Origin of the sequence: Novosphingobium sp., from assembly GCF_965229225.1 — a bacterium.
GTDB lineage: Bacteria > Pseudomonadota > Alphaproteobacteria > Sphingomonadales > Sphingomonadaceae > Novosphingobium.
Window position 1 is genome coordinate 933343 of the sequence record NZ_OZ245867.1, and the last position, 22738, is coordinate 956080.

The 22738-nt window shown below is 65.9% G+C and carries 19 protein-coding genes, 1 tRNA gene and 2 pseudogenes; 14 read left to right on the top strand and 8 right to left on the bottom strand.

Annotated elements, in window-relative coordinates:
• Positions 1–10: 10 nt before the first annotated feature.
• Together glyS and ACO06X_RS03990 are read right to left on the bottom strand one after the other, a co-directional pair.
• Positions 11–2266: a glycine--tRNA ligase subunit beta gene (glyS, locus tag ACO06X_RS03985; RefSeq protein WP_421838699.1), complete on the bottom strand. Its 2256-nt coding sequence runs from the start codon at positions 2264–2266 to the stop codon at positions 11–13.
• Positions 2263–3177: a glycine--tRNA ligase subunit alpha gene (locus tag ACO06X_RS03990; protein WP_421838700.1), complete on the bottom strand. Its 915-nt coding sequence runs from the start codon at positions 3175–3177 to the stop codon at positions 2263–2265. Before ACO06X_RS03990 ends, glyS begins: the two co-directional genes overlap by 4 nt.
• A gap of 109 nt (positions 3178–3286) precedes the next feature.
• Here ACO06X_RS03990 and ACO06X_RS03995 point away from each other — a divergent pair, with 109 nt between their 5' ends.
• The 4 genes and pseudogenes from ACO06X_RS03995 (at position 3287) to ACO06X_RS04010 (ending at position 6331) form a co-directional block, all read left to right on the top strand.
• A complete protein-coding gene (locus ACO06X_RS03995) occupies positions 3287–4195 on the top strand; it encodes a TraB/GumN family protein (RefSeq protein ID WP_421838701.1) in 909 nt (302 codons plus the stop codon).
• A gap of 312 nt (positions 4196–4507) precedes the next feature.
• Positions 4508–4798 (top strand): annotated as a pseudogene (gene rplY, locus ACO06X_RS04000) (50S ribosomal protein L25); the annotation flags it as partial.
• A 148-nt stretch (positions 4799–4946) separates the two neighbouring features.
• Positions 4947–5513, top strand: coding sequence for an aminoacyl-tRNA hydrolase (gene pth, locus ACO06X_RS04005; protein ID WP_298169109.1), 567 nt, complete (start codon positions 4947–4949; stop codon positions 5511–5513).
• 407 nt (positions 5514–5920) lie between these two features.
• A complete protein-coding gene (locus tag ACO06X_RS04010) occupies positions 5921–6331 on the top strand; it encodes a PEP-CTERM sorting domain-containing protein (RefSeq protein ID WP_421838702.1) in 411 nt (136 codons plus the stop codon).
• A 131-nt stretch (positions 6332–6462) separates the two neighbouring features.
• Here ACO06X_RS04010 and ACO06X_RS04015 read toward each other — a convergent pair whose 3' ends face one another.
• Positions 6463–7980: a tetratricopeptide repeat protein gene (locus ACO06X_RS04015; RefSeq protein ID WP_421838703.1), complete on the bottom strand. Its 1518-nt coding sequence runs from the start codon at positions 7978–7980 to the stop codon at positions 6463–6465.
• A 190-nt stretch (positions 7981–8170) separates the two neighbouring features.
• Between ACO06X_RS04015 and ACO06X_RS04020 the strand changes: the two genes are divergently transcribed.
• A complete protein-coding gene (locus ACO06X_RS04020; protein ID WP_421838704.1) occupies positions 8171–8923 on the top strand; it encodes a cistern family PEP-CTERM protein in 753 nt (250 codons plus the stop codon).
• Between the two features lie 74 nt (positions 8924–8997).
• Here the strand turns inward: ACO06X_RS04020 and ACO06X_RS04025 are convergent, their stop codons facing one another.
• Both ACO06X_RS04025 and ACO06X_RS04030 read right to left on the bottom strand, forming a co-directional pair.
• Complete coding sequence (locus ACO06X_RS04025; protein WP_421838705.1) at positions 8998–10542, bottom strand: tetratricopeptide repeat protein; 1545 nt, start codon at positions 10540–10542, stop codon at positions 8998–9000.
• 100 nt (positions 10543–10642) lie between these two features.
• Entirely contained in the window at positions 10643–11623 is a 981-nt protein-coding gene (locus ACO06X_RS04030; RefSeq protein WP_421838706.1) for an MBL fold metallo-hydrolase, read from the bottom strand.
• Positions 11624–11723: 100 nt separating this feature from the next.
• Between ACO06X_RS04030 and ychF the strand changes: the two genes are divergently transcribed.
• The 3 genes from ychF to ACO06X_RS04045 are packed head-to-tail and all read left to right on the top strand — an operon-like array spanning position 11724 to position 13714.
• Complete coding sequence (gene ychF / locus ACO06X_RS04035) at positions 11724–12824, top strand: redox-regulated ATPase YchF (protein ID WP_421838707.1); 1101 nt, start codon at positions 11724–11726, stop codon at positions 12822–12824.
• 12 nt (positions 12825–12836) lie between these two features.
• Positions 12837–13295: a MaoC family dehydratase gene (locus ACO06X_RS04040; RefSeq protein WP_421838708.1), complete on the top strand. Its 459-nt coding sequence runs from the start codon at positions 12837–12839 to the stop codon at positions 13293–13295.
• Between the two features lie 8 nt (positions 13296–13303).
• A complete protein-coding gene (locus ACO06X_RS04045; RefSeq protein ID WP_421838709.1) occupies positions 13304–13714 on the top strand; it encodes a GNAT family acetyltransferase in 411 nt (136 codons plus the stop codon).
• Between the two features lie 25 nt (positions 13715–13739).
• On the opposite strand, the gene ACO06X_RS04050 is transcribed toward ACO06X_RS04045, so the two are convergent.
• Together ACO06X_RS04050 and mutL are read right to left on the bottom strand one after the other, a co-directional pair.
• The gene (locus tag ACO06X_RS04050) at positions 13740–14186 is read right to left on the bottom strand and encodes a hypothetical protein (RefSeq protein WP_298169079.1); all 447 of its coding nucleotides are present in this window, start codon (positions 14184–14186) and stop codon (positions 13740–13742) included.
• A complete protein-coding gene (mutL, locus tag ACO06X_RS04055) occupies positions 14186–15979 on the bottom strand; it encodes a DNA mismatch repair endonuclease MutL (RefSeq protein ID WP_421838710.1) in 1794 nt (597 codons plus the stop codon). Before mutL ends, ACO06X_RS04050 begins: the two co-directional genes overlap by 1 nt.
• Positions 15980–16170: 191 nt before the next feature.
• On the opposite strand from mutL, the gene ACO06X_RS04060 reads away from it, so the two are divergent.
• The 6 genes from ACO06X_RS04060 (at position 16171) to ACO06X_RS04085 (ending at position 22175) form a co-directional block, all read left to right on the top strand.
• The gene (locus ACO06X_RS04060) at positions 16171–17217 is read left to right on the top strand and encodes a rod shape-determining protein (RefSeq protein ID WP_147159928.1); all 1047 of its coding nucleotides are present in this window, start codon (positions 16171–16173) and stop codon (positions 17215–17217) included.
• A 58-nt stretch (positions 17218–17275) separates the two neighbouring features.
• Complete coding sequence (gene mreC / locus ACO06X_RS04065) at positions 17276–18196, top strand: rod shape-determining protein MreC (RefSeq protein WP_421838711.1); 921 nt, start codon at positions 17276–17278, stop codon at positions 18194–18196.
• Positions 18196–18768: a rod shape-determining protein MreD gene (gene mreD / locus ACO06X_RS04070; RefSeq protein ID WP_421838712.1), complete on the top strand. Its 573-nt coding sequence runs from the start codon at positions 18196–18198 to the stop codon at positions 18766–18768. Before mreC ends, mreD begins: the two co-directional genes overlap by 1 nt.
• Before the next feature lie 109 nt (positions 18769–18877).
• A complete protein-coding gene (mrdA, locus tag ACO06X_RS04075) occupies positions 18878–20902 on the top strand; it encodes a penicillin-binding protein 2 (protein ID WP_421838713.1) in 2025 nt (674 codons plus the stop codon).
• Between the two features lie 3 nt (positions 20903–20905).
• Entirely contained in the window at positions 20906–22021 is a 1116-nt protein-coding gene (rodA, locus tag ACO06X_RS04080) for a rod shape-determining protein RodA (RefSeq protein ID WP_421838714.1), read from the top strand.
• Positions 22022–22099: 78 nt separating this feature from the next.
• Positions 22100–22175 (top strand) — tRNA-Lys (locus ACO06X_RS04085).
• A 244-nt stretch (positions 22176–22419) separates the two neighbouring features.
• Here ACO06X_RS04085 and ACO06X_RS04090 read toward each other — a convergent pair.
• Positions 22420–22614 (bottom strand): annotated as a pseudogene (locus tag ACO06X_RS04090) (transporter); the annotation flags it as partial.
• Between the last annotated feature and the right edge of the window lie 124 nt (positions 22615–22738).

The following is a 22738-nucleotide window of genomic DNA, read 5'->3' on the forward strand; positions in this document are numbered from 1 at the left end:
GTGGCGGGCTTTAGCCCTCTATGCGGGAAAAGTCCGCAACTTTGTGCACTGCAGCACGAAAGCGGTCAAGCAGCCCGAGACGGCCTGCCCGTTTGGCCGGGTCGGCATCGTTCACGGTGACGCCCTCGAAGAAGGCGTCGATCGGCGCGCGCAGCGTGGCGAGCGCGGCCATGGCGGCGGTGAAATCTTCCGCAACAACAGCCGCTTCGGCGCGGGGTTCGGCGGCATCGAGCGCATCGACGAGGGCCTGTTCGGCGGTCTCGCGAGCATAGTCGGCGGCGAGCGGAGCGTACTCTTCCTTCTTGAGGATATTCGCAGCACGCTTGTAGCCGGCGAGGAGGTTCACGCCGTCCTCGGTGGTGACGAAGGCCTGGAGCGCATGGACGCGGGCAAGCAGGCGAACGAGATCGTCCTCACCGCCAAGCGCGAAGACCGCGTCGATCAGATCGTGGCGGACGCCGGCTTCGCGCTGTTGAACCTTCAGGCGGTCAGCGAGGAAGGCGAGGAGCAAGGCGGGGGTCTTGCCCATCACCGCAGGTGCGGAGCGCAGAAACTCCAGCGCGAGTTCCGAATAGGGTTCGAGCTTGATCTCGAAATCGCCGAGCTCAGCGGCGAAATCTTCCATCCGCGCTGCAAACTCTGCCGCCGGGAGAGACGGGTGCGGCTGAACCTTCCAGACCTTCTCGATATACATCGCAAAGTTGGGATCGCCTGCGATGGCCCGGTCGAGCACCGAGCGGAAGACGCTGGCGATCGCATTGTGGAAGGCAGGAGACAGATTGCAGCGGACCTGTGCCGTCAGAAGGATCTGGATCACGCCGATTGCGGCGCGGCGCAATGCGAAGGGATCTTTTGAGCCGGTCGGTTTCTCATCGATGGCGAAGAACCCGGCCAGCGTATCCAGCTTGTCTGCCAGCGCCACGGCCACCGTGACCGGCGCGGTGGGCACATCATCGCCCTGCCCGACGGGCTTGTAGTGATCGCGGATCGCCTGGGCGACAGCATCTGGCAGACCCTCGGCGCGGGCGTAGTAGCCGCCCATCAAGCCTTGGAGTTCGGGGAATTCGCCGACCATTTCGGTGACGAGATCGGCTTTGCACAGCTCTGCCGCGAGGCGTGCCTGCGCCGGATCACAGCCGGGGACGATCCCTTCGCTCGCGAGCCATTCGGCAAGCTTGGCCACCCGTTCCACCTTGTCGGCAACGGTGCCAAGCTTTTCGTGGAACGTGATGCGCGCCAGCTTTTCAGCCTGCGCGGAAAGCGGCGTCTTGCGGTCCTGCTCCCAGAAGAAGCGGGCGTCGGAAAGACGCGCGGCGAGGACTTTGCGGTTGCCGCCGACGATGACCGCGCCGCCATCGTGCGCGGCGATATTGGCGGTGCAGACGAAGGCGTTGGCGAGCTTTCCGGCGCTATCCCGGCAGATAAAGTACTTCTGGTTCACGCGCGCGGTGAGCTGGATGACTTCGGGCGGAACTTCGAGGAACGCCTCGTCAAAGCGGCCGAGCAGCGGCACCGGCCATTCGGTGAGGCCGGCGTTCTCGATGACGAGGCCTTCGTCCTCGACCAGCACGAGGCCGGCTTCGGCGGCGGCTTTGCGCGCGCCTTCACGAACGATGCCTTCGCGCTCGGCATGATCGACGATGACGTGGGCAGCGCGCAGCTTGGCGGCGTAGTCGTCTGCGCCGTCGATCTGAATTTCGCCGCGGTGGTGGAAGCGGTGGCCCATGGTGGTGCGGCCTGAACGGATGCCGCCGATCTCGCATTCCACCACTTCGCCGCCGAGCAGCGCAATGATGCCCGAAAGCGGGCGCACCCAGCGCAAGCTGTCGGGCGCAAGGCTGGCGGCACCCCAGCGCTGCGATTTGGGCCAGGGAAAGGCGCGGATGATGCCTGGGATCGCTTCGGCGAGCACATCGGCAGCAGCGCGGCCGGGCTTTTCAACGATGGCAAACCAAACGCCGTCACGCTCGGTCAGCTGGTCCTTGGAAAGGCCGGTCTTGCGCAGGAAGCCTTCGAGCGCCTGTTCAGGCGCGGACGTGCGCGGGCCCTTGGTTTCCTCGTGCACCGCCTCAGTGGCGAGCGGGAGGCCCTTCGCGATCAGCGTCAGGCGCCGCGGGGTGGACCAGACGGTGATCTCGCTGACTGCGAGGCCAGCGGCCTGCATTTCGCGGCGGAACAGCTTTTCGAGATCGGCGCGCGCGCCGGCCTGCATCCGCGCGGGGATCTCTTCCGAGCGCAGTTCCAGCAAGAAATCAGCGGTGCTCATGCCGTCCACCCCGGGAACTTCGCTTCCCATTCGGGGCGGTACTTCTCCATGTAACCCTCGCAAGAGCCACGCGCGAGATCGCGCACGCGGCCCATGTAGCTGGCGCGTTCCTGCACCGAGATCACGCCGCGCGCCTGCAAGAGATTGAACAAGTGGCTCGCCTCGATCGCCTGCTCGTAAGCGGCGATGGGAACCTTGGCTTCCAATGCCTTGCGGCACTCGGCCTCAGCGCGGCGGAAGCCTTCGAAGAGCGTTTCGGTGTCCGCTACCTCGAAGTTCCACTTCGACATCTGCTTCTCGTTTTCGAGGAAAACCTCGCCGTAGCTGACGCCGTGATTGTTGAAGCGCAGATCATAGACGTTGTCGACGCCCTGGATATACATCGCGAGGCGCTCAAGTCCGTAGGTCAGTTCGCCCGCGACCGGCTTGCAATCGAAGCCGCCCATCTGCTGGAAATAGGTGAACTGCGAGACTTCCATGCCGTCGCACCACACTTCCCAGCCCAGCCCCCAGGCGCCAAGCGTGGGCGATTCCCAGTCGTCTTCCACAAAGCGGATGTCGTGGAGCAGCGGATCGATGCCGATGGCAAACAGGCTGCCCAGATAAAGCTCCTGAAAGTCCGCCGGGCTCGGCTTCATGATCACCTGGTACTGGTAGTAGTGCTGCAGCCGGTTCGGGTTCTCGCCATAGCGGCCATCGGTGGGCCGGCGGCTGGGCTGGACATAGGCGGCATTCCACGGCTGGGGTCCAAGCGAGCGCAAGGTCGTCGCCGGGTGGAAGGTGCCCGCGCCCATGCGCATGTCGTAAGGCTGGAGGATCAGGCATCCCCGCGCGCCCCAATAGGCGTGGAGCGTGAGGATCATGTCCTGCACGCTGAGAGGGGTGGAAGCGGGTTTATCAGTATCAGCCATGGCCCGCGCGCTTTGGCGGATTGGCGCTCCCAAATCAACCGGGGCAAATCAACCGTGGAGGCGCGCGGTTCTTGCTTCGCCTGCGCGCTTGGTCCATCCCGATGGGGCGATGAAGCGCCATCCCTCCCCCCTCACCCGGCTCCTGCAGCTGTTGGCCGGCTGCCTGCTCATCAGCCTTGCGGCCTGCGGGGCGGCCACACCGCCGCCCGAAGAGCCCGCCAAGGTTGCGCTCTGGGCGATTTCGGACAGCACCGGGGTCCACGGCTGGCTGCTCGGAACCGTGCATTCGCTGCCTCCGCGCACCAACTGGCGCCGCCCAGCCATCGACAACGCGATCAGCGGGGCGGACCGGCTGGTGCTGGAGATCGGCGAAGCACTCAATCCGCAAGTGGCGGGCGAAGCGCTGGGCCGGCTTGCCTTCACCCCCGGCCTGCCGCCGCCGAGCGAGCGGGTTGAGCCCAAGTTCCGCAGCGATCTTGCCAAGGTCTACAAGGATCTTTCGCTGAACGACGGGCAGTTCAAGGATCAGGAAAGCTGGGCCGTGGCGCTGCAGATTGCGGCCATCGGCGGGCTCAAGCAGGGCATGCAGCCCGACAGCGGGGTAGAGCCCGAGCTACGCAAGGTGATCGGCTCAAAGCCGGTCACGGGGCTTGAGACGATCGACAGCCAGTTCGGCATTTTCGATACGCTACCGCCGCGCGCGCAGTCGGTGCTGCTGGAGCAGGTTGCGCACGAGGCGGCGGACAGCCGCGATGACGACAAGGACATGCTGGCGCTGTGGCTGCGCGGCGACGAACTGGGCATCGCGCGCGAGGCGCAGACTGGCTTCCTCGCCGATCCCGAACTGCGCACCGCGCTGCTGACGCGGCGCAATCTGGCCTGGGCGGATCAGATCAACGCCATGCTGAAAGCGGGCGCCAAGCCCTTCATCGCGGTGGGCGCGGCGCATGTGGCGGGGATAGACGGCCTCCCGCGCCTGCTCGAAGCACGCGGGTGGCAGGTGAAGCGGGTCTATTAAGGTTCGCGCGGAGGCGCGGAGATCGCAAAGAGGCTGTGCGCCGCAGGCATTGATCGCGCCCTTGCGCATACGCAATGAATTATAGCGGCTTCGCCGCCGCTAGACATCTCTGCGATCCCTGCGAACTCTGCGCGAATCCAACTGCCTTCTTCTCCGCGCCTCTGCGCCTCTGCGCGAACCCAGATAAACCCGCTTCTGCTTGCTTTTTCCGCGATACACGCTAAGGGCCGCCGCTTCTTGGCGTACATGGTCATCCCTGGAGGCGTGGCGCAAGGAAATCGGTTTGACACATAAACGTGAAGGTACGGACACATGAGCGATACGCTGCATCTGCCGGCCGAGACGCGTGAACGGGCTGGCAAGGGAGCCTCCCGTGCACTTCGTCGCGAAGGCCGCACACCCGCTGTGATCTACGGCGGCAATCAGGATCCGGTTGCGATCCACGTCGAGGAAAAGGAACTGCGCCGCCAGCTTGGCACCGGCAAGTTCTTCGATTCGATCATCGAGCTCACCGTCGGCGGCGTTACCGTGCGCACCCAGCCCAAGGATGTTGCGTTCCACCCGGTTTCCGAACGCCCGCTTCACGCGGACTTCCTGCGCATCTAAGGCCTACCTGGCCTGATGCCCGCAGCCATGCGCTGCGAAAAGCCATGTGTCCGGTCCCTCTCGCCCTGCGTGAGGGACCGGTACTGGCCTATCCCGATCAAGCTTACCGTTCCTGGCGCCAGCCCCGTATAGGAAGACCCTCGCCATGCAGCTCTGGGTCGGTCTCGGCAATCCCGGACCCCAATACGCCCTCCACCGGCATAACGTCGGCTTCATGGCGCTCGATACCATTGCCGAGGTGCATTCCTTCGGCCCGGTCCAGAAGAAGTTTCAGGGCTGGGTGCAGGACGGCCGCATTGGCTCCGAGCGCCTGATCCTCCTCAAGCCCGCCACCTTCATGAACGAAAGCGGCCGCGCGGTGAGCGAGGCGCTGCGCTTCTACAAGCTCGGGCCGGACGCGCTGACGGTGTTTCATGACGAGCTCGATCTCGCGCCGTTCAAGGTCAAGGTGAAGCAGGGCGGCGGCCATGCCGGGCACAACGGCCTGCGCTCGATCGACCAGCATATCGGCCCGGAGTTCCGCCGCGTGCGGCTCGGCATCGGGCATCCGGGACACAAGGACCGGGTGACCGGCTATGTCCTGGGCAACTTCGCCAAGGCGGAGCAGGACGACCTCATCACCATGCTCGGCGCCGTGGCCGGAGAGGCGGAATGGCTCGCTCGCGGGGACAGTGTGCGCTTCATGAACGACGTGGCGCTACGCCAGAATTAGGCCGTAAACTCATAAACCGCGCCATCGAGGTTTAGGGCAAAATGGCTCAGTGTAAGGAGGGAAGGCGCAGGGATATGTCGATATCTCAAGCCTTACCGACGCAGCAATGGGCCATTCTGCCCTAAACCCCTTCGGGGCGACCAATTGGCTTCCATCTCGAACCAACGCGCCCTTGGAAAGGCAACCAGCCTTCCCGGCGGGCGCCTTGGCCCGATATGTTCGCCATTTGGTCGCCTCGATGGCGCGGTTCATGAGTTTACGGCCTAACCAGTCCAAGCGTCGGGCTGGCTTACAGTGACGTAACGTACGAACAGGCGTTAACCAGCATAATCGGCAGAAATGCGTATTTGGCATCAAGTTTGCTTTGTCAGGGTTTAACCACGGTTTACTGGCAAGGGGACTAAACCATGAAACGTATCCTGCTTACCTCGGCGGCCCTCCTCGGCACAGCCATGATCTCGCAGCCAGCTTCGGCTTGGGTGAAGCACACCCACTATTGCAACTGCGGCCACCCGGCCGGCGGCACCATGTGCGGCAGCTCCAGCACGAGCTCGACGACCACGGGCGGCACCACCACTACCGGCGGCACCACCACCACGTCGACAACGGGCGGCACGACCACCACGGGTGGCACCACCACGGGTGGCACCACCACCGGCGGCACCACCACCACTGGCGGCACCACCACGACCACTGGCGGGACGACCACTTCGGGTGGCTCGACCTCGGGCGGCACTCCGGTTCCCGAACCGGGCATGCTCGGCATGATGGGCCTCGGCTTCGTCGGCCTTGCCCTGGCGCGTCGCCGCCGCCGCTGAACCTGAACGACCCCTTGCCCCACCAAGTCCTTCACGGGGCCGCCAAGCGACCCGTGAAGGACCGTCAGGGCGAGTTATCAAGGGGTTAGATCAGCGCAGGGACATCCGGGCGATCCGCATGCCCCGTTTGATCAGCCGCCGCCGGCTACCGCGCGCGCAAGGTCGGCACGAAACAGGTGGTTCGCCGGATCGAGCCGACTGGCTTCCTTCATCAGCCGAAGCATCTGATCACGGTCGCGGCCCGCTTCGAGCCGGACCAGCGCGGCCGTATGCAGCATATCGGCATTGCGCGGCGCAAGTTCGAGCGCCCGATCGGCATAGCCCAGCGCGGCATCCACCTGCCCGGCGCGCGCAGCTGCAAGCGCCATGCGGCGCAGCACCTCACCATCGTTCTCGTGCCCGGGGATCTGCCCGAAGGCTGCCAGTGCCGCAGGCCAGTCCTGCCGGGCAAGCGCGGCCTGCCCTGCCTTGGCGAGCTGCTGGTTGACCTTCAGGGCAGGCGACTTCAGCCGCGCGAGAAGCGCACCGGCAGACGGATCGCGCGCTGCCTGCGCCGCGCGTACCGCCAGATCGAGCTCGCGCTCACCGGCCAGAACGCTGTCTGACAGCGGCTGGACCGTGCGCAGGGCAGATCGGGCGTCGCCAACCGCCAGCTGCGCCTCGGCCAGCATGATCCGCGCGTAGGGGTTCTGCGGCGAAAGCAGCAGCGCCTGCGCAAACATCGCCCGCGCCTGTTCCGGGTGGCCCAGCCGCAGCAGCGCCTCGGCATAGCTCATTGCGTTTGCCGAGCGCGGATCGAGCGTGGCCTCCTGCGAAGCGAGCGTCTTGCGCACCGTTTCCCAGTCACCCTTTTCCGATGCGAGCTGCACCGAAAGGTCGATCACTTCGGGATGGCTGGGGGCAATCTTCGCGGCCCGCGCGACGATCAGCTGCGCCGCATCGACCTGCCCTTCCATGTCCGCAAGGCTGGCGAGGGCCGTCAGCGGTTCCACCCGCGCCGGAAAGGCATCGGCGGCTGCGCCGTAGCTCTTCCTGGCCGCTTCGAGCTTCCCTTGCTGCGCGGCCAGTGTTCCAGCCATCATCAGTGTATCCAGCCGCCCCGGTGCGAGCTGGCGCAAGGTTTCGACCGCCTTGCCGGCGGCGGGATAGTCCTGCGCGGAGATCAGGAACTGCGCGTAATCATGCACCAGCGCAAAGTTGCGCGGATCGGCGGCGAGGCCCCGGCGCAGCGCTTCGAGCGCGGCGGGGGCGTTGTCGAGCGCGCTGTGTGCCGCTGCGCGAAGGCGCCACGTTTCCGCGCCGTTGTCCTGCCCGAGAAGGTTCAGCGCCGCCTGCGGCTGACCGCGCAGGATCGCCGCCTCCGCCTTCATCCTTACGAGTTCGGCACTGGTGAAGCCCGCTTCCTCCAGATGCGTGAGCGTGGCCTGCGCGCCGTCCCCATCGCCCAGTTTGAGCTGGGTGCGCGCATAGAGCAGCAGCATATCGCGGTTGGCGCTGTCGACATCGAGCGCGCTGAGCACTTGCGTCCGCGCGGCGGCATAATCCTCCGCCGCGAAGGCCTTTTGCGCCGCAGCGAATTGCGCCGCCGGATCGGTGCGCGAACAGGCCGAGGCCAGCAGGAGGATAGCAAGGAGTGCAGCGCGCTTCATCACGCTCACCAATACTACCTAAGCCCTGAAGTTTCGGTGAAAAAGCGCGCGTGCCATGCAGCGCGGCAATACGTCGGTATGGTTTACAAGCGGGATATCGTTAATCATCCGAAATGGTGGATTTACGCCGCTGGCATGGTGTTTGCTTAAGGTGTGTGGGATCAGAATTTAACCACTCAGGGGCAGGGCCATGACCAAGTATTTCAAGTTCGCATCACTCGCTATCGCGGCATCCTTGACCGTCGCGACCCCGGCGCTGGCGGACTCGATGCTGTTCAACGCGGCCGACATCGGCAAGGCGATCACGCTGGATTACAACGGCTATTCGGGCGCTGGCGGCGCGTCGATCGACGGCCTGACCGGTTCGACCACGTTCACGCTCACCGGCGTTTCGGGCAATGACTACACGTTCGACTATTCGGTGGCGAACACCACCTCCGCGCCGGTGACCGACTCGCGCATCTCGAGCTTCGCGTTCAACACCGATCCCACGATCTCGGGCGCTGCTTCGACCGGTGCCTACAGCTACACCCAGCTCAACTCGAACTATCCCAACGGCATCGGCACCGTCGACGTCTGCTTCAAGGATGCTTCGACGGGCGCCTGCGCGGGCGGCGGCAGCGGCGGCCTCACCGCAGGCCAGAGCGGCACCGGCAGCTTCACACTGAGCTTTGCCTCGCCGGTTTCCGCGCTGACGCTGAGCGACTTCTATGTGCGCTACCAGTCGATCACCGGCGTGCAAGGCATCACCTCGGCCAGCGGCGCGGGTACGATCACCAGCAGCACCAGCGGCGGCAGCACGACCAGCGGCGGCAGCACCTCGACGGGCGGCACGCCGGTGCCGGAGCCGGGCATGCTGGGCCTGTTCGGCGCGGGCATCATCGGCCTCGCGCTGGCACGCCGTCGCCGTCAGGTCGCGCAGGTGCGCTTCGCCGCAGCCTGATCCCGCGATTTCCTGAGCCCCACACAAGCGGAAGGGCCCTGACCACGCGGTCGGGGCCCTTCTGCGTGTGCCGTTCAGCCGCGCTGCGCTTGCGCGAGGTGCTTGGCGATCGTCTGGTTCTGCGGTTCCTTCTGCGCAGCGCGGCGCAGCAGATCGAGCGCACGGTTCTTGTTGCTGCCGCTCTGGAACAGCAGCCAGCCGAGCGTATCCAAGACCGAGGGATCTTCCGGCGCGACCTGGATGGCGCGCTGGGCGAACTGCAGCGCCTTGTCGGTATTGCCGACCTGCGCCTGCGCCCAGGCCATGTTGTTGAGCACCAGCGCGCTGCGCCCATCGGTCAGCGCAAGGATCTGATCGTAGGCAAGGATCGCATTGCCCCAGTTGCTCGCCTTCATCGCCGTATCAGCCGCACTCAGCGCCTGCCCCAGCGATTGCGGCGAGGGATAGCGCGCCCGCGCTGCAAAGAAGGCCGCATTGGGATCGCCCGCCGCCTCGGCTGCCTTCGCAAGGAGGCGCAGATCATCGGGCGCGGCAGACTTGCTCTGCGCGAAGGGCATCAGCGTCTGCACCGCGCCGGCCGCATCGTTGCCTGCAAGCTGCGCCTTGCCCAGTTCACGCCGCAGCACGACGCTTTCGGGGTGGCGGGCGAGCATCGGCGCGAGGCGGGCGCGGGCCTGTTCGGGCTGGCCGATCTGCGTAAGCGCCTGCGCATAAAGCACATTGGCGTCGTCGCGGTCCTTGAGCTTGTCCTCGTTGGCCTGAAGAATGTCGCGTGCGGCGTTCCAGTCGCCCTTCGCCGAGGCAAGACGCGCCTTCAGATAGGCCAGCGTGCCGTCAGTTCTCTGGCCCTGGAAGCCAGACAGCAGCGCGGCCAATTCGTCCGTCCGCCCGAGATCGCCCAGAATGCCGGCCTGCCCGGTAAGTGCGGGGAGATTGCCCGGATAGCCTTTGCCGGCCTTGGCATAGGCGGCCAGCGCGTTGCCGAGCCGGCCTTCGGCGGTCGCGACCTGGGCATCGACAAGCAGGGCATCAAGCAGATTGCCATCCGCGGCCAGCGCAGAATCGGCAAGGCGGCGAGCCTCTGCCGTATCGCCTTCCAGCAGCTTCAGGCGCGAAAGGCTGGCGAGCAGCGGAGCGCTGCGCGGTTCGGCCGCAAGACCGGCCTGAAAGGCTGCGAGGGCGCCGGGCTTGTCGCCCTGCGCGATCAGCGCGAGGCCGCGCAGCCGCAGCCCGGCGGCGGACTTGTCGTCACCCAGCGCGGCGAGCGCATCCTGCGCCTGCCCGCGCAGGAGTGCAGCTTCGGCGAGCAGCCGATGGAAATCGGCAGGCTTGCGAAGGCTCCCCAGCCTTTCGAGGCTTGCCCCCGCCGCGATGCCGTCCCCCATCGCCAGCGCGTTGCGCGCCTGTAGTTCGATCAGCCCCGCATCGCCCGGATTGGCCGCAAGCGCCGCGGCAAGGTCTGTCTGCGCCGCCAGATACTGATGCGCGGCAAATTCGGCGCGCGCCTTGTCCGCGAGCGCCTTGGGATCGGGACTGCATCCTCCCGCTGCGAGGGCAAGCGCAAGCACCGACAGTACAAGCGTCGACGGGGCAAGCGTCGGCGGGGCAATCCGGTTCATCAGGTGCGTTCCTTCTGCGCCTGCGGGTCAGGCACGCGGCCATACATTCAGAACGGACCTAAGCGCCAATCCTTGAAATTTTGGTGAAGGAGGCGTGAATCTACCCGGTCCAACCGGCGATCTGTCCGGCAGCAATGCCCTTGCCAAGCGTGAAGCTGGAACCGACCGCTGCGATCACCGCAGTCCGCCGATCGAGCCCGAGCAGCTCGCGCAGCCGCACCGTGGCCTCGATGCCGGTGCAATGTGCTCCGAGCAGATAGGCAAGGCCCTTGAGACGAACGGCGGTGGCGATCAGCACCGCATCGGGCTTGGCAAACAGGTGGATGCCGCCGATCACGGCATGAAGCCGCGCATCGCCGGTGATCGTCTGCGCGGCATCGGCGATGTTCATGATCCCGGCATGCCCGCAGCCGGTGACGATCACCACCCCGCTTGCCGTCGCGATGACCAGCGAGGTATCCTCGCGCAGCGTATCGGGCACGAGTTGCCCGCCCGTCTTCACGGTGAGGCCGGGGTTCCAGTTGGTCTCGTCATGGCCGCGCGGCACCGGACCGGTCAGCCACATGCCGCTCGCGATCTCGGCCGGTCCCGAGAGCTGCTGGACCCGCCCGCCGGTATCGAGATAAGCTTTGGCGAGCGCGGGAAAGTCGTTCTCGGTGCCGCTTTGCCCGTCCTTGCCATAGCGCGGCGCAAAGATGCCCTCACCCACGTAGAGGTGGGAAAGCGCCGCCGGATTCTTCTGCATCAGCGCCTTGCGCAAGGTCAGCAAGCCGCCGGTATGATCATCGTGGAAGTGCGAGATGACCACCTCTTCCACGCTCGAAAGATCGATCTTGAGCGCTTCGGCGTTCTTCAGCACGGTTTCCGGATTGGCGCCGGTATCGAACAGGATGCGCCGTCCATCGACCTCGACGAGCGCGGCAAAGCCCCACTCGCCCAGCGTGCCGTAGTCGGTCAGCATCGTCGAGAGCGTGGTCACCTTGACCGCCTGTGCCTGATGCGGCGCGCCGTCGGCAGCGTGCGCGGCGGCCCCGCCAAAGGCCGCCAGCAAAAGCATCAGCCATGCCATCCACTGCTTCATATCGCCTGCGCCCCCTTGACCTTGTCGCCGCGCGATACCATCGCGCGCTTCACGGCAGCGGGCAAGCCATTCGCCTGCTGCACCAGACAAGGAACACGTCATGGGTTTTCGCTGCGGGATTGTCGGGCTGCCGAATGTGGGCAAGTCGACGCTGTTCAATGCGCTGACCGAGACGCAGGCGGCGCAGGCAGCGAACTATCCGTTCTGCACGATCGAGCCCAATATCGGCAATGTCGGCGTTCCCGATCCGCGGCTTGACGAGCTGGCGCGGATCGCCGGCAGCCAGAAGATCATCCCGACGCAACTGGGCTTCGTCGATATCGCCGGCCTCGTGCGCGGGGCATCGAAGGGCGAAGGGCTCGGCAACCAGTTCCTCGGCAATATCCGCGAGGTGGATGCGATCGTCCATGTGCTGCGTTGCTTCGAAAACGTCGATATCCAGCACGTCGACAACAAGATCGATCCGATCTCGGATGCCGAGACGGTAGAGACCGAGTTGATGCTGTCTGACCTTGAAAGCCTGGAAAAGCGGGTGCCCGCCGCGCAGAAGAAGGCCGCGCAGGGCGACAAGGAAGCGAAGATCACTGCGTCGGTGCTGGGCCAGGCGCTCGATCTGCTGCGCGAAGGCAAGCCCGCGCGGCTGACGGTGCCGAAGGACGACGAGGAAGCGCGCGTCTTTGCGCAGGCGCAGCTGATCACCGCCAAGCCGGTGCTCTACGTCTGCAATGTCGAGGAGGAAGCTGCCGGCACCGGCAACGATTTCTCCGCGCGCGTGTTCGCAAAGGCGAAGGCGGAAGGGGCCAACGCCGTGATCGTTTCCGCCGCGATCGAGGCCGATATCGTGACCATGCCGGTGGAGGACCGCGCCGAATTCCTCAGCGCGCTGGGGCTGGAGGAAGCCGGCCTCGCGAAGATCATCCGCTCGGGCTACGAGTTGCTCCATCTCCTCACCTTCTTCACCGTCGGCCCCAAGGAAGCGCGGGCATGGACGGTCCATGCCGGGGCCAAGGCGCCCGAGGCGGCGGGCGAGATCCATTCCGACATGCAGCGCGGCTTCATCCGCGCCGAAACCATCGCCTACGAGGATTTCGTCACGCTGGGCGGTGAAGCGGCGGCGCGCGATGCGGGCAAGCTGCGGCAGGAAGGCAAGGAATACGTGGTGCGCGACGGCGACGTGATGCACTTCAAGTTCAATGTATAAGGTATTGATCTGATGCAATACTACGAAGATCTGGTGGTCGGCAAAGTGACCAAGTTCGGCCACTACGAAGTGACCCGCGAGGAGGTGATGGAGTTCGCGCGGAAATACGATCCGCAGGCCTTCCACCTCGATGACGATGCGGCAGCGGCGACGCACTTCGGCCGCCTTTCGGCCAGCGGCTGGCACACCGCCGCCATGACGATGTCGATGACAGTGGCGAATCTGCTCAACAACAAGCAGGCTGGCCTCGGCTCCCCCGGCGTCGACGAACTGCGCTGGATCAAGCCCGTCTACCCCGGCGATACGCTGCGCTGCGAGAACACGCTGCTCGAAAAGCGCCGCAGCAAGACGCGGCCGGAAATGGGCATCATCAAGGGCGAGACGCGCGTCTTCAACCAGAACGACGAACTGGTGATGAGCTTCAAGGCGCTGGGCCTGGTGGCGACGCGCGATCCGGCGGGGACGGATTGAGCGCGGCCGTGGAAATCCGGCCCTACGCGGCGGCGGATTTCGATGGGCTCGATGCGCTCTGGCGGGAAGCCTTCCCGAACGATCCGCCGCGCAACCGCGCCGACGTCTCCGTCCCGGCCAAGCTCGCGATGAACGACAACTTGCTGTTCGTCGCGGTGGATCAGGGCCGTGTCGTCGGCTCGATCATGGCGGGATACGATGGCCACCGGGGCTGGCTCTATTCCGTCGCCGTGCGGCAGGATGCCAAGCGGCTCGGGATCGGCACGGCGCTGGTGCAGACCGCCGAAGCGGCCCTGCGCCAGTTGGGCTGCTGCAAGATCAACCTGCAAGTGCGCAGCACCAATGCGGCGGTGATCGCGTTCTACAAGGGGCTGGGCTTCACCGTGGAAGAGCACATCAGCATGGGGCGCCTGCTCTAGCAGCGGGACCAGTTCACCGCAGCCCTCACATCGGCTTGCACTGTAGCTGGCCCTTGGAGAAGAACTGGATCCGGCCCTGCAGATCCATGATCGTGAGGCTGGCGGCAAGGCTTCTGATCACGCCGTTCTCGGATGGCTCGGCGCCGGGCAGCGGGGCGAGGATCACGATATTGCCGGGGCCGATATAGCGCGTGCGAGCGGTTTCGGGGAGGATCTGGCTCTTCTTGTCGGCCGGGATGCGCACGATCTTGCCCTTGACCTTGAGGATCGCCTCCTTCTCCTGCGCCAGCACGATCGCGGACATGCCGCCGCCATCAGCGGCAAAGTTGCAGCCGGCGCCGTAGAGTTCGTTGTCCTTGATATCGGGATAGGTGATCGGCTCGGGCTGGACCGTGCTGGCGGGCGGCGGAGGCGGCGGCGGCGAGCCGCACGCGGCCAGCAGCAGCACCAGGCCCAGAGCAATTCCCCGCATCATTTCCTCCCGAAGAGCTTTTCGATATCGCCATGGGCCAGCTTGATCCACGTCGGTCGGCCATGGTTGCACTGTCCCGAACGCGGCGTCACTTCCATTTCGCGCAGCAGGGCATTCATTTCCGCCACGCTCAGTACGCGCCCGGCCCTTACCGAACCATGGCAGGCCATGGTTGCCAAAACGAGATCGCGCTTCTCGCCCAGCAGCAGCGCCGCGCCGTTCTTCGCCAGATCATCGGCAACATCGCGCACCAGCGCCTGCACGTCCCCCCCTTTCAACACGGCTGGCACGCCTCGCACGAGCATCGCGGCGGGGCCGAAACGTTCGAGTGCAAGGCCGTAGGCGGCGAGTTCGCTGGCGGCTTCCTCCAGCCGGTCGCACGAGGGTTCATCAAGTTCGACCACTTCGGGGAGCAGCAGCGCCTGCGCGGGTGCGGTGCCCTCCCCAGCCCCGGCGGCGCGCAGCCGTTCGAGTACGAGGCGTTCGTGGGCGGCATGCTGATCGACGAGGACGAGGCCGTCTTCCGCTTCGGCGACGATATAGGTCGCCGCGATCTGGCCACGCGCGACGCCGAGCGGATGGCTGGGGACGGCCTCCACTGCCGGCTCCGCGCGGGCGGCGGGGGGTGCCATCATCGCCGCCTCGTAGCCGCGCCAGGCCTGTCCTGCCTCGGAGACGCGGGGGGCGGGCTGCGAGGAGAAGAACAGGTTGGTCTGCGGCGGCATGGCGGGCGCGATGGGCTCTGCCTGCCAGGCGCGCATGGCAGCAGCGTCGGGCGCCTGGGCGGAGCGGCGGTCCCCCGTCATCAGCGCCTGCCTGAGGCCCGAGACGATCATGCCGCGCACCAGCGCCGGATCGCGGAAGCGCACTTCGGTCTTGGCGGGGTGGACGTTGACGTCGACTTCCTCGGGCGGGACTTCGAGGAACAGCGCGAGCACGGCATGGCGATCCCGCGCGAGCATATCGGCATAAGCGCCGCGCACCGCGCCGATCAGCAGCTTGTCCTTCACCGGGCGGCCATTGACGAAGAGGTACTGGTGATCGGCGACGCCGCGGTTGTAGGTCGGCAGCCCGGCAACGCCCATGAGGTGGAACGGCCCGCGCACCAGATCGACCGCGACGGCGTTGTCATGCAGTTCGCGCGCGACGAGCTGGGCGGTGCGCGCCGCAAGCGTATCGCCCGGCTGGACCTGCAGCGCGCGGCGGCCGTCATGCTCCAGCGTGAAGCCGATATCGGGCCGCGCGAGGGCAAGGCGGCGCACCACATCGAGGCTGGCGGCCCATTCGGCGCGCGGGCTGCGCAGGAACTTGCGGCGGGCGGGAACTTTGCCGAACAGGTCCTCGACCCGGACGCGGGTGCCGGGCGGCAGCGCGGCGGGGCCATCGGAGACGACCGTGCCGTGATCGACCACGCGGGACCAGGCTTCACCATGGGTTCCGGCGCGGCTTTCGATGGTTACCCGTGCAACGGAGCCGATCGAGGGCAGCGCCTCACCCCGGAAGCCGAGGGTGGCGACCATTTCGATCGCCTCATCGGGCAACTTGGAGGTGGCGTGGCGCTCCAGCGCCAGCGCGATCTCCTCCGCGCGCATGCCGCAGCCGTCGTCCGTCACCTCGATGAGCGCGAGACCGCCTTCGGCCAGACGCACCGCAATCTGGCTCGCACCGGCGTCGATGGCGTTCTCGACCAGCTCCTTGAGCGCACTTGCCGGACGCTCGACGACCTCGCCGGCGGCGATGCGATTGACGAGGTTTTCGGGCAGACGCCGGATGGTGCGGGCAGGCTGGGACATGGATCAGAGCAGCCTAGCGACGAAGCCGCGTTTTTTCGAGGCCAGCGCCCATACTTATCCCGGAAAGTCCTGCACAAAATATTGGGTTTTGCTCTGCGGCCCTGCTAATGCGCGCACTTCGCAAGCCCCGCCAGAGTCCCTCTCGCCCTTTGCGCGGGCGGGCCCAACCGCAGTTTTATACGGATTTCCTGATGGCATCGATGCTTTCCCGATTCTTCAAGTTCGGTTCCCAGAACATCGCAATCGATCTGGGCACCGCCAACACGCTGGTCTATGTTCAGGATCGCGGCATCGTGCTCAACGAACCCTCGGTCGTGGCGATCGAGACGATCAACGGCATCAAGCGGGTCAAGGCCGTGGGTGACGACGCCAAGATGATGATGGGCAAGACCCCGGACAACATCGAAGCTATCCGTCCCCTGCGCGATGGCGTGATTGCCGACATCGAAGTTGCAGAAGAAATGATCAAGCATTTCATCCGCAAGGTGAACGGATCGAAGAGCCTGCTGCGCTATCCGGAAATCGTGATCTGCGTGCCCTCGGGCTCCACCTCGGTCGAGCGACGCGCGATCCGCGATGCCGCCAGCAACGCCGGGGCAAGCCAGGTGTTCCTGATCCTCGAACCGATGGCCGCCGCGATCGGTGCAGATATGCCCGTCACCGAACCGGTCGGTTCGATGGTCGTCGATATCGGCGGCGGCACCACCGAAGTCGCGGTGCTTTCGCTGCGCGGTCTTGCCTACACCACCTCGGTGCGCGTGGGCGGGGACAAGATGGACGAAGCCATCGTCTCCTACGTGCGCCGCCACCACAACCTGCTGATCGGCGAATCGACCGCCGAGCGCATCAAGAAGGACTTCGGCATCGCCACCGTCCCGGCTGACGGCGTGGGCGAGACGATCCACATCAAGGGCCGCGACCTTGTAAACGGCGTGCCCAAGGAAATCACCATCACGCAGGCCAATGTCGCCGAAGCGCTGTCCGAACCGATCGGCGCGATCGTCGAAGGCGTGCGCATCGCGCTCGAGAATACAGCGCCGGAACTGGCGGCGGATATCGTCGACCAGGGCATCGTGCTGACGGGCGGCGGCGCGCTGATCCGCGGGCTCGACGATCACCTTCGTGAGGAAACGGGCCTGCCGGTCAGCGTGGCCGAAGACCCGCTTTCGTGCGTGGCGCTGGGCACTGGCCGGGCCATGGAAGATCCGATCTACCGCGGCGTGCTGATGACGGCGTAAGGCCGCTCGATGGCATGCGGCCACTTCGCTTTGGGTTCGCATAAGGAAAGGTAGCTGGATGGCGCGGCCTGCGGACCGGCGCCCGGGCTTTTCGCGCAGGGCGCAATACGGGATCTTCACCGGCTACGTCATCGCCGTGGCCGGTTTCCTTGCGGGCGCGGCGCTCCTGATCGTTAGCATCGTCAACCCGTCCGCATTCAGCTCGGTGCGCGGCGCGGCGAGCGAGATCGCGCGTCCCGCCGGTGAGGCCGGCGCGGAGACCCGGGCGGCGGGCCAGAGCGTGATCGCGGCCATCGGTGCCTATTTCCAGGCCGGCCGCCAGAACGCAGCACTCTCGCGCGAGGTGGCAGCCGCGCGCGCCAATGCCCTCACCATGCAGGCGCTGGAAGGCGAGAACCGGCGGCTGAAGGCGCTGCTCGGCATTGTCGATCCGGCGGTGAAGCCGGTGGCCGCAGCGCGCCTGATCGGCTCGACATCGGCCAGCGCGCGCCGCTTTGCCGTGCTCTCCGCAGGCGCCGCGCAAGGGGTGCGCCCGGGCCAGCCGGTGCGTTCGGCCGCAGGCCTCATCGGCCGCGTGATCGAGACCGGCCCTGGCACCGCGCGCGTGCTGCTGGTGACCGACCCCGAAAACGTCGTCCCCGTCCGCCGCGCGCGCGATGGCCTGCCCGCGTTTGTCGAGGGCAAGTCCGACGGGCGCATCGCGATTCGCCTGCTCAACATGGGGGTCAATCCGCTCAAGCTCGGCGATGTCTTCGTGACCTCGGGCTCGGGCGGGCTCTATCCGCCGGGCATTCCAGTCGCGGTTGTCACCGAGGTGCTGCACGATGGCGGCGTGGGCCACCTCGCCAGCGATCCGGCCGATGCCGATTTCGTGGTTGTCCTGCCGGTGTTCCAGCCCGTAGCCATCACCGCGCTCGGGGCCAGCCAGCAGGCCGCCGGGCCCGCGCCCGAGCCAAGCGAAGCCGGAGGCGGCACCTGATGCCGTTCCCGCGCCTGCCCGATCTGCCAAGCCTGCCGATGCGGCCGGAGGACATCGTCCCCCAGCGGATAAACCGCGCGCCCTCGCCGCTGCTCGCCTCCGGTCTGCCGTGGATTTCGGTGATGCTGGCCTCGCTGGCCGCGTTCTCGCCGGTCATTGCATCCGCGCCGCTGGTGCCGCCACTGGCGTTCATGATGTTCCTGGCCTGGCGCATGCTGCGCCCCAGCCTCCTGCCGCTCTGGGCAGGCCTCCCGCTCGGCGCGTTCGATGACCTTTACAGCGGTCAGCCCTTCGGCTGCGCGATCGTGCTATGGTCCGCCGCGATGCTGGTGATGGACACGATCGACAACCGCCTGCTGTGGCGCAGCTTCGTGCAGGATTGGGCGGTCGCGTGCCTGATGATGAGCGCCTATCTCTTGCTCTGCGCGGGCATCGCGGGCCTTGCCGCCGCCTATCCGCTGCCGCTGGTGATCGGCCCGCAACTGCTCGTGTCGCTAGCGCTCTATCCGCTGGTAACCCGGCTCGTCGCGCTGCTAGATCGCATTCGCCTGCTCCCCTTGCGCTCGGTTTGATGCGATGCGCCAGACATGGACATGGCCCTGGTCCAAGCAGACAAAGCCCCTGCCGGTTACCGGAGCGCAGCTCACCCATTCCTTTGAGCGGCGGACCTTTGTGCTGGGCATGGCGCAGGCAAGCGTCGGCCTCCTGCTCGCCGGGCGGCTCACCTGGCTCGCCGTGGCGGAAAACGCCAAGTACCGCGCGGCGTCGGAAAGCAACCGCGTCAATCTCACGCTGATCCCGCCCCGGCGCGGCTGGGTGATCGATCGCACCGGCGCGGCGCTGGCGGCCAACCGCGCGGACTTTCGCGTCGATCTGGTGCCCGACCGTGTCGTCGATGCCGATGCGACAATGGCCACGCTGTCGAAGCTTCTCGGCCTGACTGCAGACCGAGTCAGCGATATCAAGGACAAGCTGAAGAAGGCCCGCGGCTTCCAGCCGGTCGAAGTGGCCTCCAACCTTGATTGGGACAAGTTCGCCGCGGTCAGCGTGCGCCTCCCCGAACTCCCCGGCGTGATCCCGCAGCGCGGCTTCTCGCGCTATTATCCCACGGGCGCGGCGGTGGGCCATCTTGTCGGCTATGTCGGCCCGGCTTCGGCGGAAGACTACGAAAAGGAGCGCAACCCGCTGCTGATCACACCTGGCTTCAAGATCGGCAAGGATGGCCTTGAAAAGCACTTCGAGGAGCGCCTGCGCGGCGTTCCTGGTGCACGGCGGGTGGAGGCGACGGCGGGCGGGCGCGTGGTGCGCGATCTCGGCACGCGCGAGGACGTGCCCGGAAAGCCCATCCAGCTCACTATCGATGCGGGCCTTCAAGACTATGCCGCGCGGCGGATCGGGCTTGAATCCGGCTCGGTCGTGGTGATGGACTGCGCGACGGGCGACGTGCTCGCGATGGTCTCGATGCCCAGCTTCGATCCCAACAGCTTTGCCGATGGCATCGGCCGCATCGAATGGAAGATGCTGGCCGAAGACGATCACGTACCCCTGCGCAACAAGGTGCTGCGCGGGCTCTATCCGCCGGGCTCGACGGTAAAGCCGATGGTCGCACTCTCCTTCCTTGAAGCCGGGCTCGATCCCGAAGCGAGCGTTGGCTGCGCGGGGGGGCTGCGCGTGGGCAACCGCGTGTTCCACTGCTGGAACCACCGGGGGCATGGCACGACCAACATGTCGAAGGGCATCTACCAGTCGTGCGACGTCTACTTCTATCACTTTGCCCAGCAGATCGGGATGGACAAGATCGCCGCGATGGCGCGGCGGCTGGGGCTGGGGCAGGAATTCCCCATGCCCTATCCCGGCCAATCCTATGGCACGGTGCCCGATCCTGCGTGGAAGCAGCGCAAATACGGCAAGGAATGGGCGATCTATGACACCGTGAACGCCACGATCGGCCAGGGCTACATGCTGGTCAATCCGCTGCAGCAGGCGGTGATGGCCTCGCGCCTTGCCTCCGGACTGCAGCTCACCCCGCGCCTCATGATGGACCGCCATGCCCCGCAGGCGCCCTCGCTCGGCATCCGGCAGGATCACCTCGATCTGATCCACGCCGCGATGAACGAGGTCGTCAATGGGCGCGGCACGGCGGGCAAGGCGCGGCTGCCGGTGGAAGGCGTGCAGATGGCAGGCAAGACCGGCACCGCGCAGGTTGTCGGGCTCAATATCGGCAACGGCAAGGGCGGCTTGTGGAAGCACCGCGACCACGGGCACTTCATCTGTTTCGCGCCGTTCGACAAGCCGCGCTATGCCTGCGCTGTCGCCATCGAGCATGGCGGCGGATCGGGCGCGGCCTACCCCATCGCGCGCGACGTCATGACCTTCCTGTTCGACCGCGCCAAGGCGATGGAAGTGCTCGAAGGCTACGAGAAGGAATGGGGCGGCAACGTGCAGCAGCGCATGGCCGCCAAGTATAACGCCTATGCCGCCCGGTTCGGTGCAAGCGCGCCAGCTGCGCCGGACGAGGCGCAAGCGGCAGAAGCGGTCGCAGCCGACAACACCCCCGTCGCCGAACCGACCGCCGCGCAAACCGATGCGGCACCGCCCGCGCCCGAACCCGAAACCTCCCCTGCCCCGGCCGATCTTGCCGCGCCCGCCGCCGGGCCTACTCCTGCCGCCACCGCCGCGCCCGCCGCGCCGGCACCGGGAGCCTAGGGCATGCAGCGCGCCTATATCCCCGCCTTCATCGCCCGCCAGCCTTGGGGCGTGATCCTGCCGCTCTGCGCGCTAGTCACCTTCGGCGGCGCGGTGCTCTATTCGGCGGCAGGCGGGCACCTGATGCCCTGGGCGCTGCTCCACGTGGTGCGCTTCTTGGTGTTCCTCGGCATGGCGATGGTCGTCTCGCGCATTCCGCCCGCATGGTTCAAGAATGCGGCGCTGCCGTCTTATGCCCTGCTCTGCGTGCTGTTGGTGCTGGTGGAACTGATCGGCCGGGTGGGCGGCGGCAGCCAGCGGTGGCTCAATCTCGGTTTCATGCAGCTCCAGCCCTCGGAACTGATGAAGCCGGGCATCGTGCTGGTGCTGGCATGGTTCTACAGCGTGCTACCGCCTTCCGAAATCCGCACCTGGCGATCGATCGCGCCGGCGGTGGTGCTTCTGGGCCTGCCCGCAGGGCTCGTCATGCTCCAGCCCGATCTCGGCACCGGCCTTGCGATCAGCTTTGGCGCGGTGGTGATCATGTTCCTTGCCGGGCTGCCCTTGTGGCTGTTCGTCAGCGGAGCGGCCGCCATCGCGGTCGCCGCGCCGCTGGCGTTCTTCACGGTGCTGCACGATTACCAGCGGAAGCGCGTGCTGGTGTTCCTCGATCCCGAAAGCGATCCGCTGGGTTCGGGTTATCATATCACCCAGTCCAAGATCGCGATCGGCTCGGGCGGCCTGTTCGGCAAGGGCTTCGGCCAGGGCTCGCAAAGCCACCTCGATTATCTGCCCGAAGCGCACACCGACTTCGTCTTCGCCACGATGGCGGAGGAGTGGGGCATGATCGGTGGCTTCTTCGTCCTCATCGTCTTCGCGATGGTGTTGCGCTGGGGCCTCGGCGTAGCCCTGCGCGCGCCGGACCGCTTCTCACGCCTGCTTGCGGCGGGCATGGTGACAACGATCTTCTTCTATGTGTGCATCAACCTCATGATGGTCATGGGCCTTGCGCCAGTGGTGGGCATCCCCCTGCCCTTCGTCAGCCACGGCGGCTCCTCGATGATGACAAACATGCTCTGCATCGGCACTTTGATGGCCGTAGACCGCTGGTCGCGCACGCCGGGCGGAGCCATGCGATAATTTTTCGAATTTTGGGCTTGGCAGCGCGCCAGAAATCGCTAATTGGGCGCTTCCCGGTTGCCGGAAGCGGTACGGTGTGGACGCATAGCTCAGTTGGTAGAGCAGCTGACTCTTAATCAGCGGGTCCTAGGTTCGAGCCCTAGTGCGTCCACCAAATTCTCTTGTGAAATCAATATATTAATGGCCACGCGCTTCGAGATTTCCGCGGAGCCTTTGCTGCTAGGTAGCTCTCTAGGTAGCAGGCCGATAAAATCGCCCCACCGCAAAAAAGAACGCGCCTCGGGCACTGTGGACGAAACCTGCCGCGAATTGAGTTGTTGTTCCGAGCGCGCCCGCGTGAATGCCTCGGCGATTCGGTTGGCAATGAATGAAACCCTTCGCCACGACAACGTGGCGGATCAGCCGAGGCTTTCTTCGATCATCAATAGAGCGAGGAAGCCCACGAAGAACATGGCGGTGATCAAGGGGCTGTCTGGCTGCTCGTGCGCTTCAACGAGCAGTTCCTCGGTAACGAAATACAGCAATGCGATCAGTCCAAAAGCCAAGAACCCTATTATCACCTGAGTCGGGAGCAATGCGACGGGCGTATCTGCGCCTGTTTGACAGCCATGTCGAAGCCCGACGTATCGTTCGACGCGATCATTTGTCAGATGCCGCTTGGGGGATCTGTCATCATATTCTTTATGCCCTTCCCGGCGAGGAATGGCGCATACAAGC

Excerpts from the sequence above, each read along its gene's own strand:
- mreC (WP_421838711.1), top strand. The coding sequence starts at position 17,276 with ATGGCGCGGCCTGCGGACCGGCGCCCGGGCTTTTCGCGCAGGGCGCAA.
- ACO06X_RS04040 (WP_421838708.1), top strand. The coding sequence starts at position 12,837 with ATGCAATACTACGAAGATCTGGTGGTCGGCAAAGTGACCAAGTTCGGC.
- rodA (WP_421838714.1), top strand. The coding sequence starts at position 20,906 with ATGCAGCGCGCCTATATCCCCGCCTTCATCGCCCGCCAGCCTTGGGGC.
- ACO06X_RS04060 (WP_147159928.1), top strand. The coding sequence starts at position 16,171 with ATGGCATCGATGCTTTCCCGATTCTTCAAGTTCGGTTCCCAGAACATC.
- glyS (WP_421838699.1), bottom strand. The coding sequence starts at position 2,266 with ATGAGCACCGCTGATTTCTTGCTGGAACTGCGCTCGGAAGAGATCCCC.
- ACO06X_RS04050 (WP_298169079.1), bottom strand. The coding sequence starts at position 14,186 with ATGCGGGGAATTGCTCTGGGCCTGGTGCTGCTGCTGGCCGCGTGCGGC.
- mrdA (WP_421838713.1), top strand. The coding sequence starts at position 18,878 with ATGGCGCAGGCAAGCGTCGGCCTCCTGCTCGCCGGGCGGCTCACCTGG.
- ychF (WP_421838707.1), top strand. The coding sequence starts at position 11,724 with ATGGGTTTTCGCTGCGGGATTGTCGGGCTGCCGAATGTGGGCAAGTCG.
- ACO06X_RS03995 (WP_421838701.1), top strand. The coding sequence starts at position 3,287 with ATGAAGCGCCATCCCTCCCCCCTCACCCGGCTCCTGCAGCTGTTGGCC.
- mreD (WP_421838712.1), top strand. The coding sequence starts at position 18,196 with ATGCCGTTCCCGCGCCTGCCCGATCTGCCAAGCCTGCCGATGCGGCCG.
- ACO06X_RS04010 (WP_421838702.1), top strand. The coding sequence starts at position 5,921 with ATGAAACGTATCCTGCTTACCTCGGCGGCCCTCCTCGGCACAGCCATG.
- ACO06X_RS04020 (WP_421838704.1), top strand. The coding sequence starts at position 8,171 with ATGACCAAGTATTTCAAGTTCGCATCACTCGCTATCGCGGCATCCTTG.
- pth (WP_298169109.1), top strand. The coding sequence starts at position 4,947 with ATGCAGCTCTGGGTCGGTCTCGGCAATCCCGGACCCCAATACGCCCTC.
- ACO06X_RS04025 (WP_421838705.1), bottom strand. The coding sequence starts at position 10,542 with ATGAACCGGATTGCCCCGCCGACGCTTGCCCCGTCGACGCTTGTACTG.
- ACO06X_RS03990 (WP_421838700.1), bottom strand. The coding sequence starts at position 3,177 with ATGGCTGATACTGATAAACCCGCTTCCACCCCTCTCAGCGTGCAGGAC.
- mutL (WP_421838710.1), bottom strand. The coding sequence starts at position 15,979 with ATGTCCCAGCCTGCCCGCACCATCCGGCGTCTGCCCGAAAACCTCGTC.
- ACO06X_RS04015 (WP_421838703.1), bottom strand. The coding sequence starts at position 7,980 with ATGAAGCGCGCTGCACTCCTTGCTATCCTCCTGCTGGCCTCGGCCTGT.
- ACO06X_RS04030 (WP_421838706.1), bottom strand. The coding sequence starts at position 11,623 with ATGAAGCAGTGGATGGCATGGCTGATGCTTTTGCTGGCGGCCTTTGGC.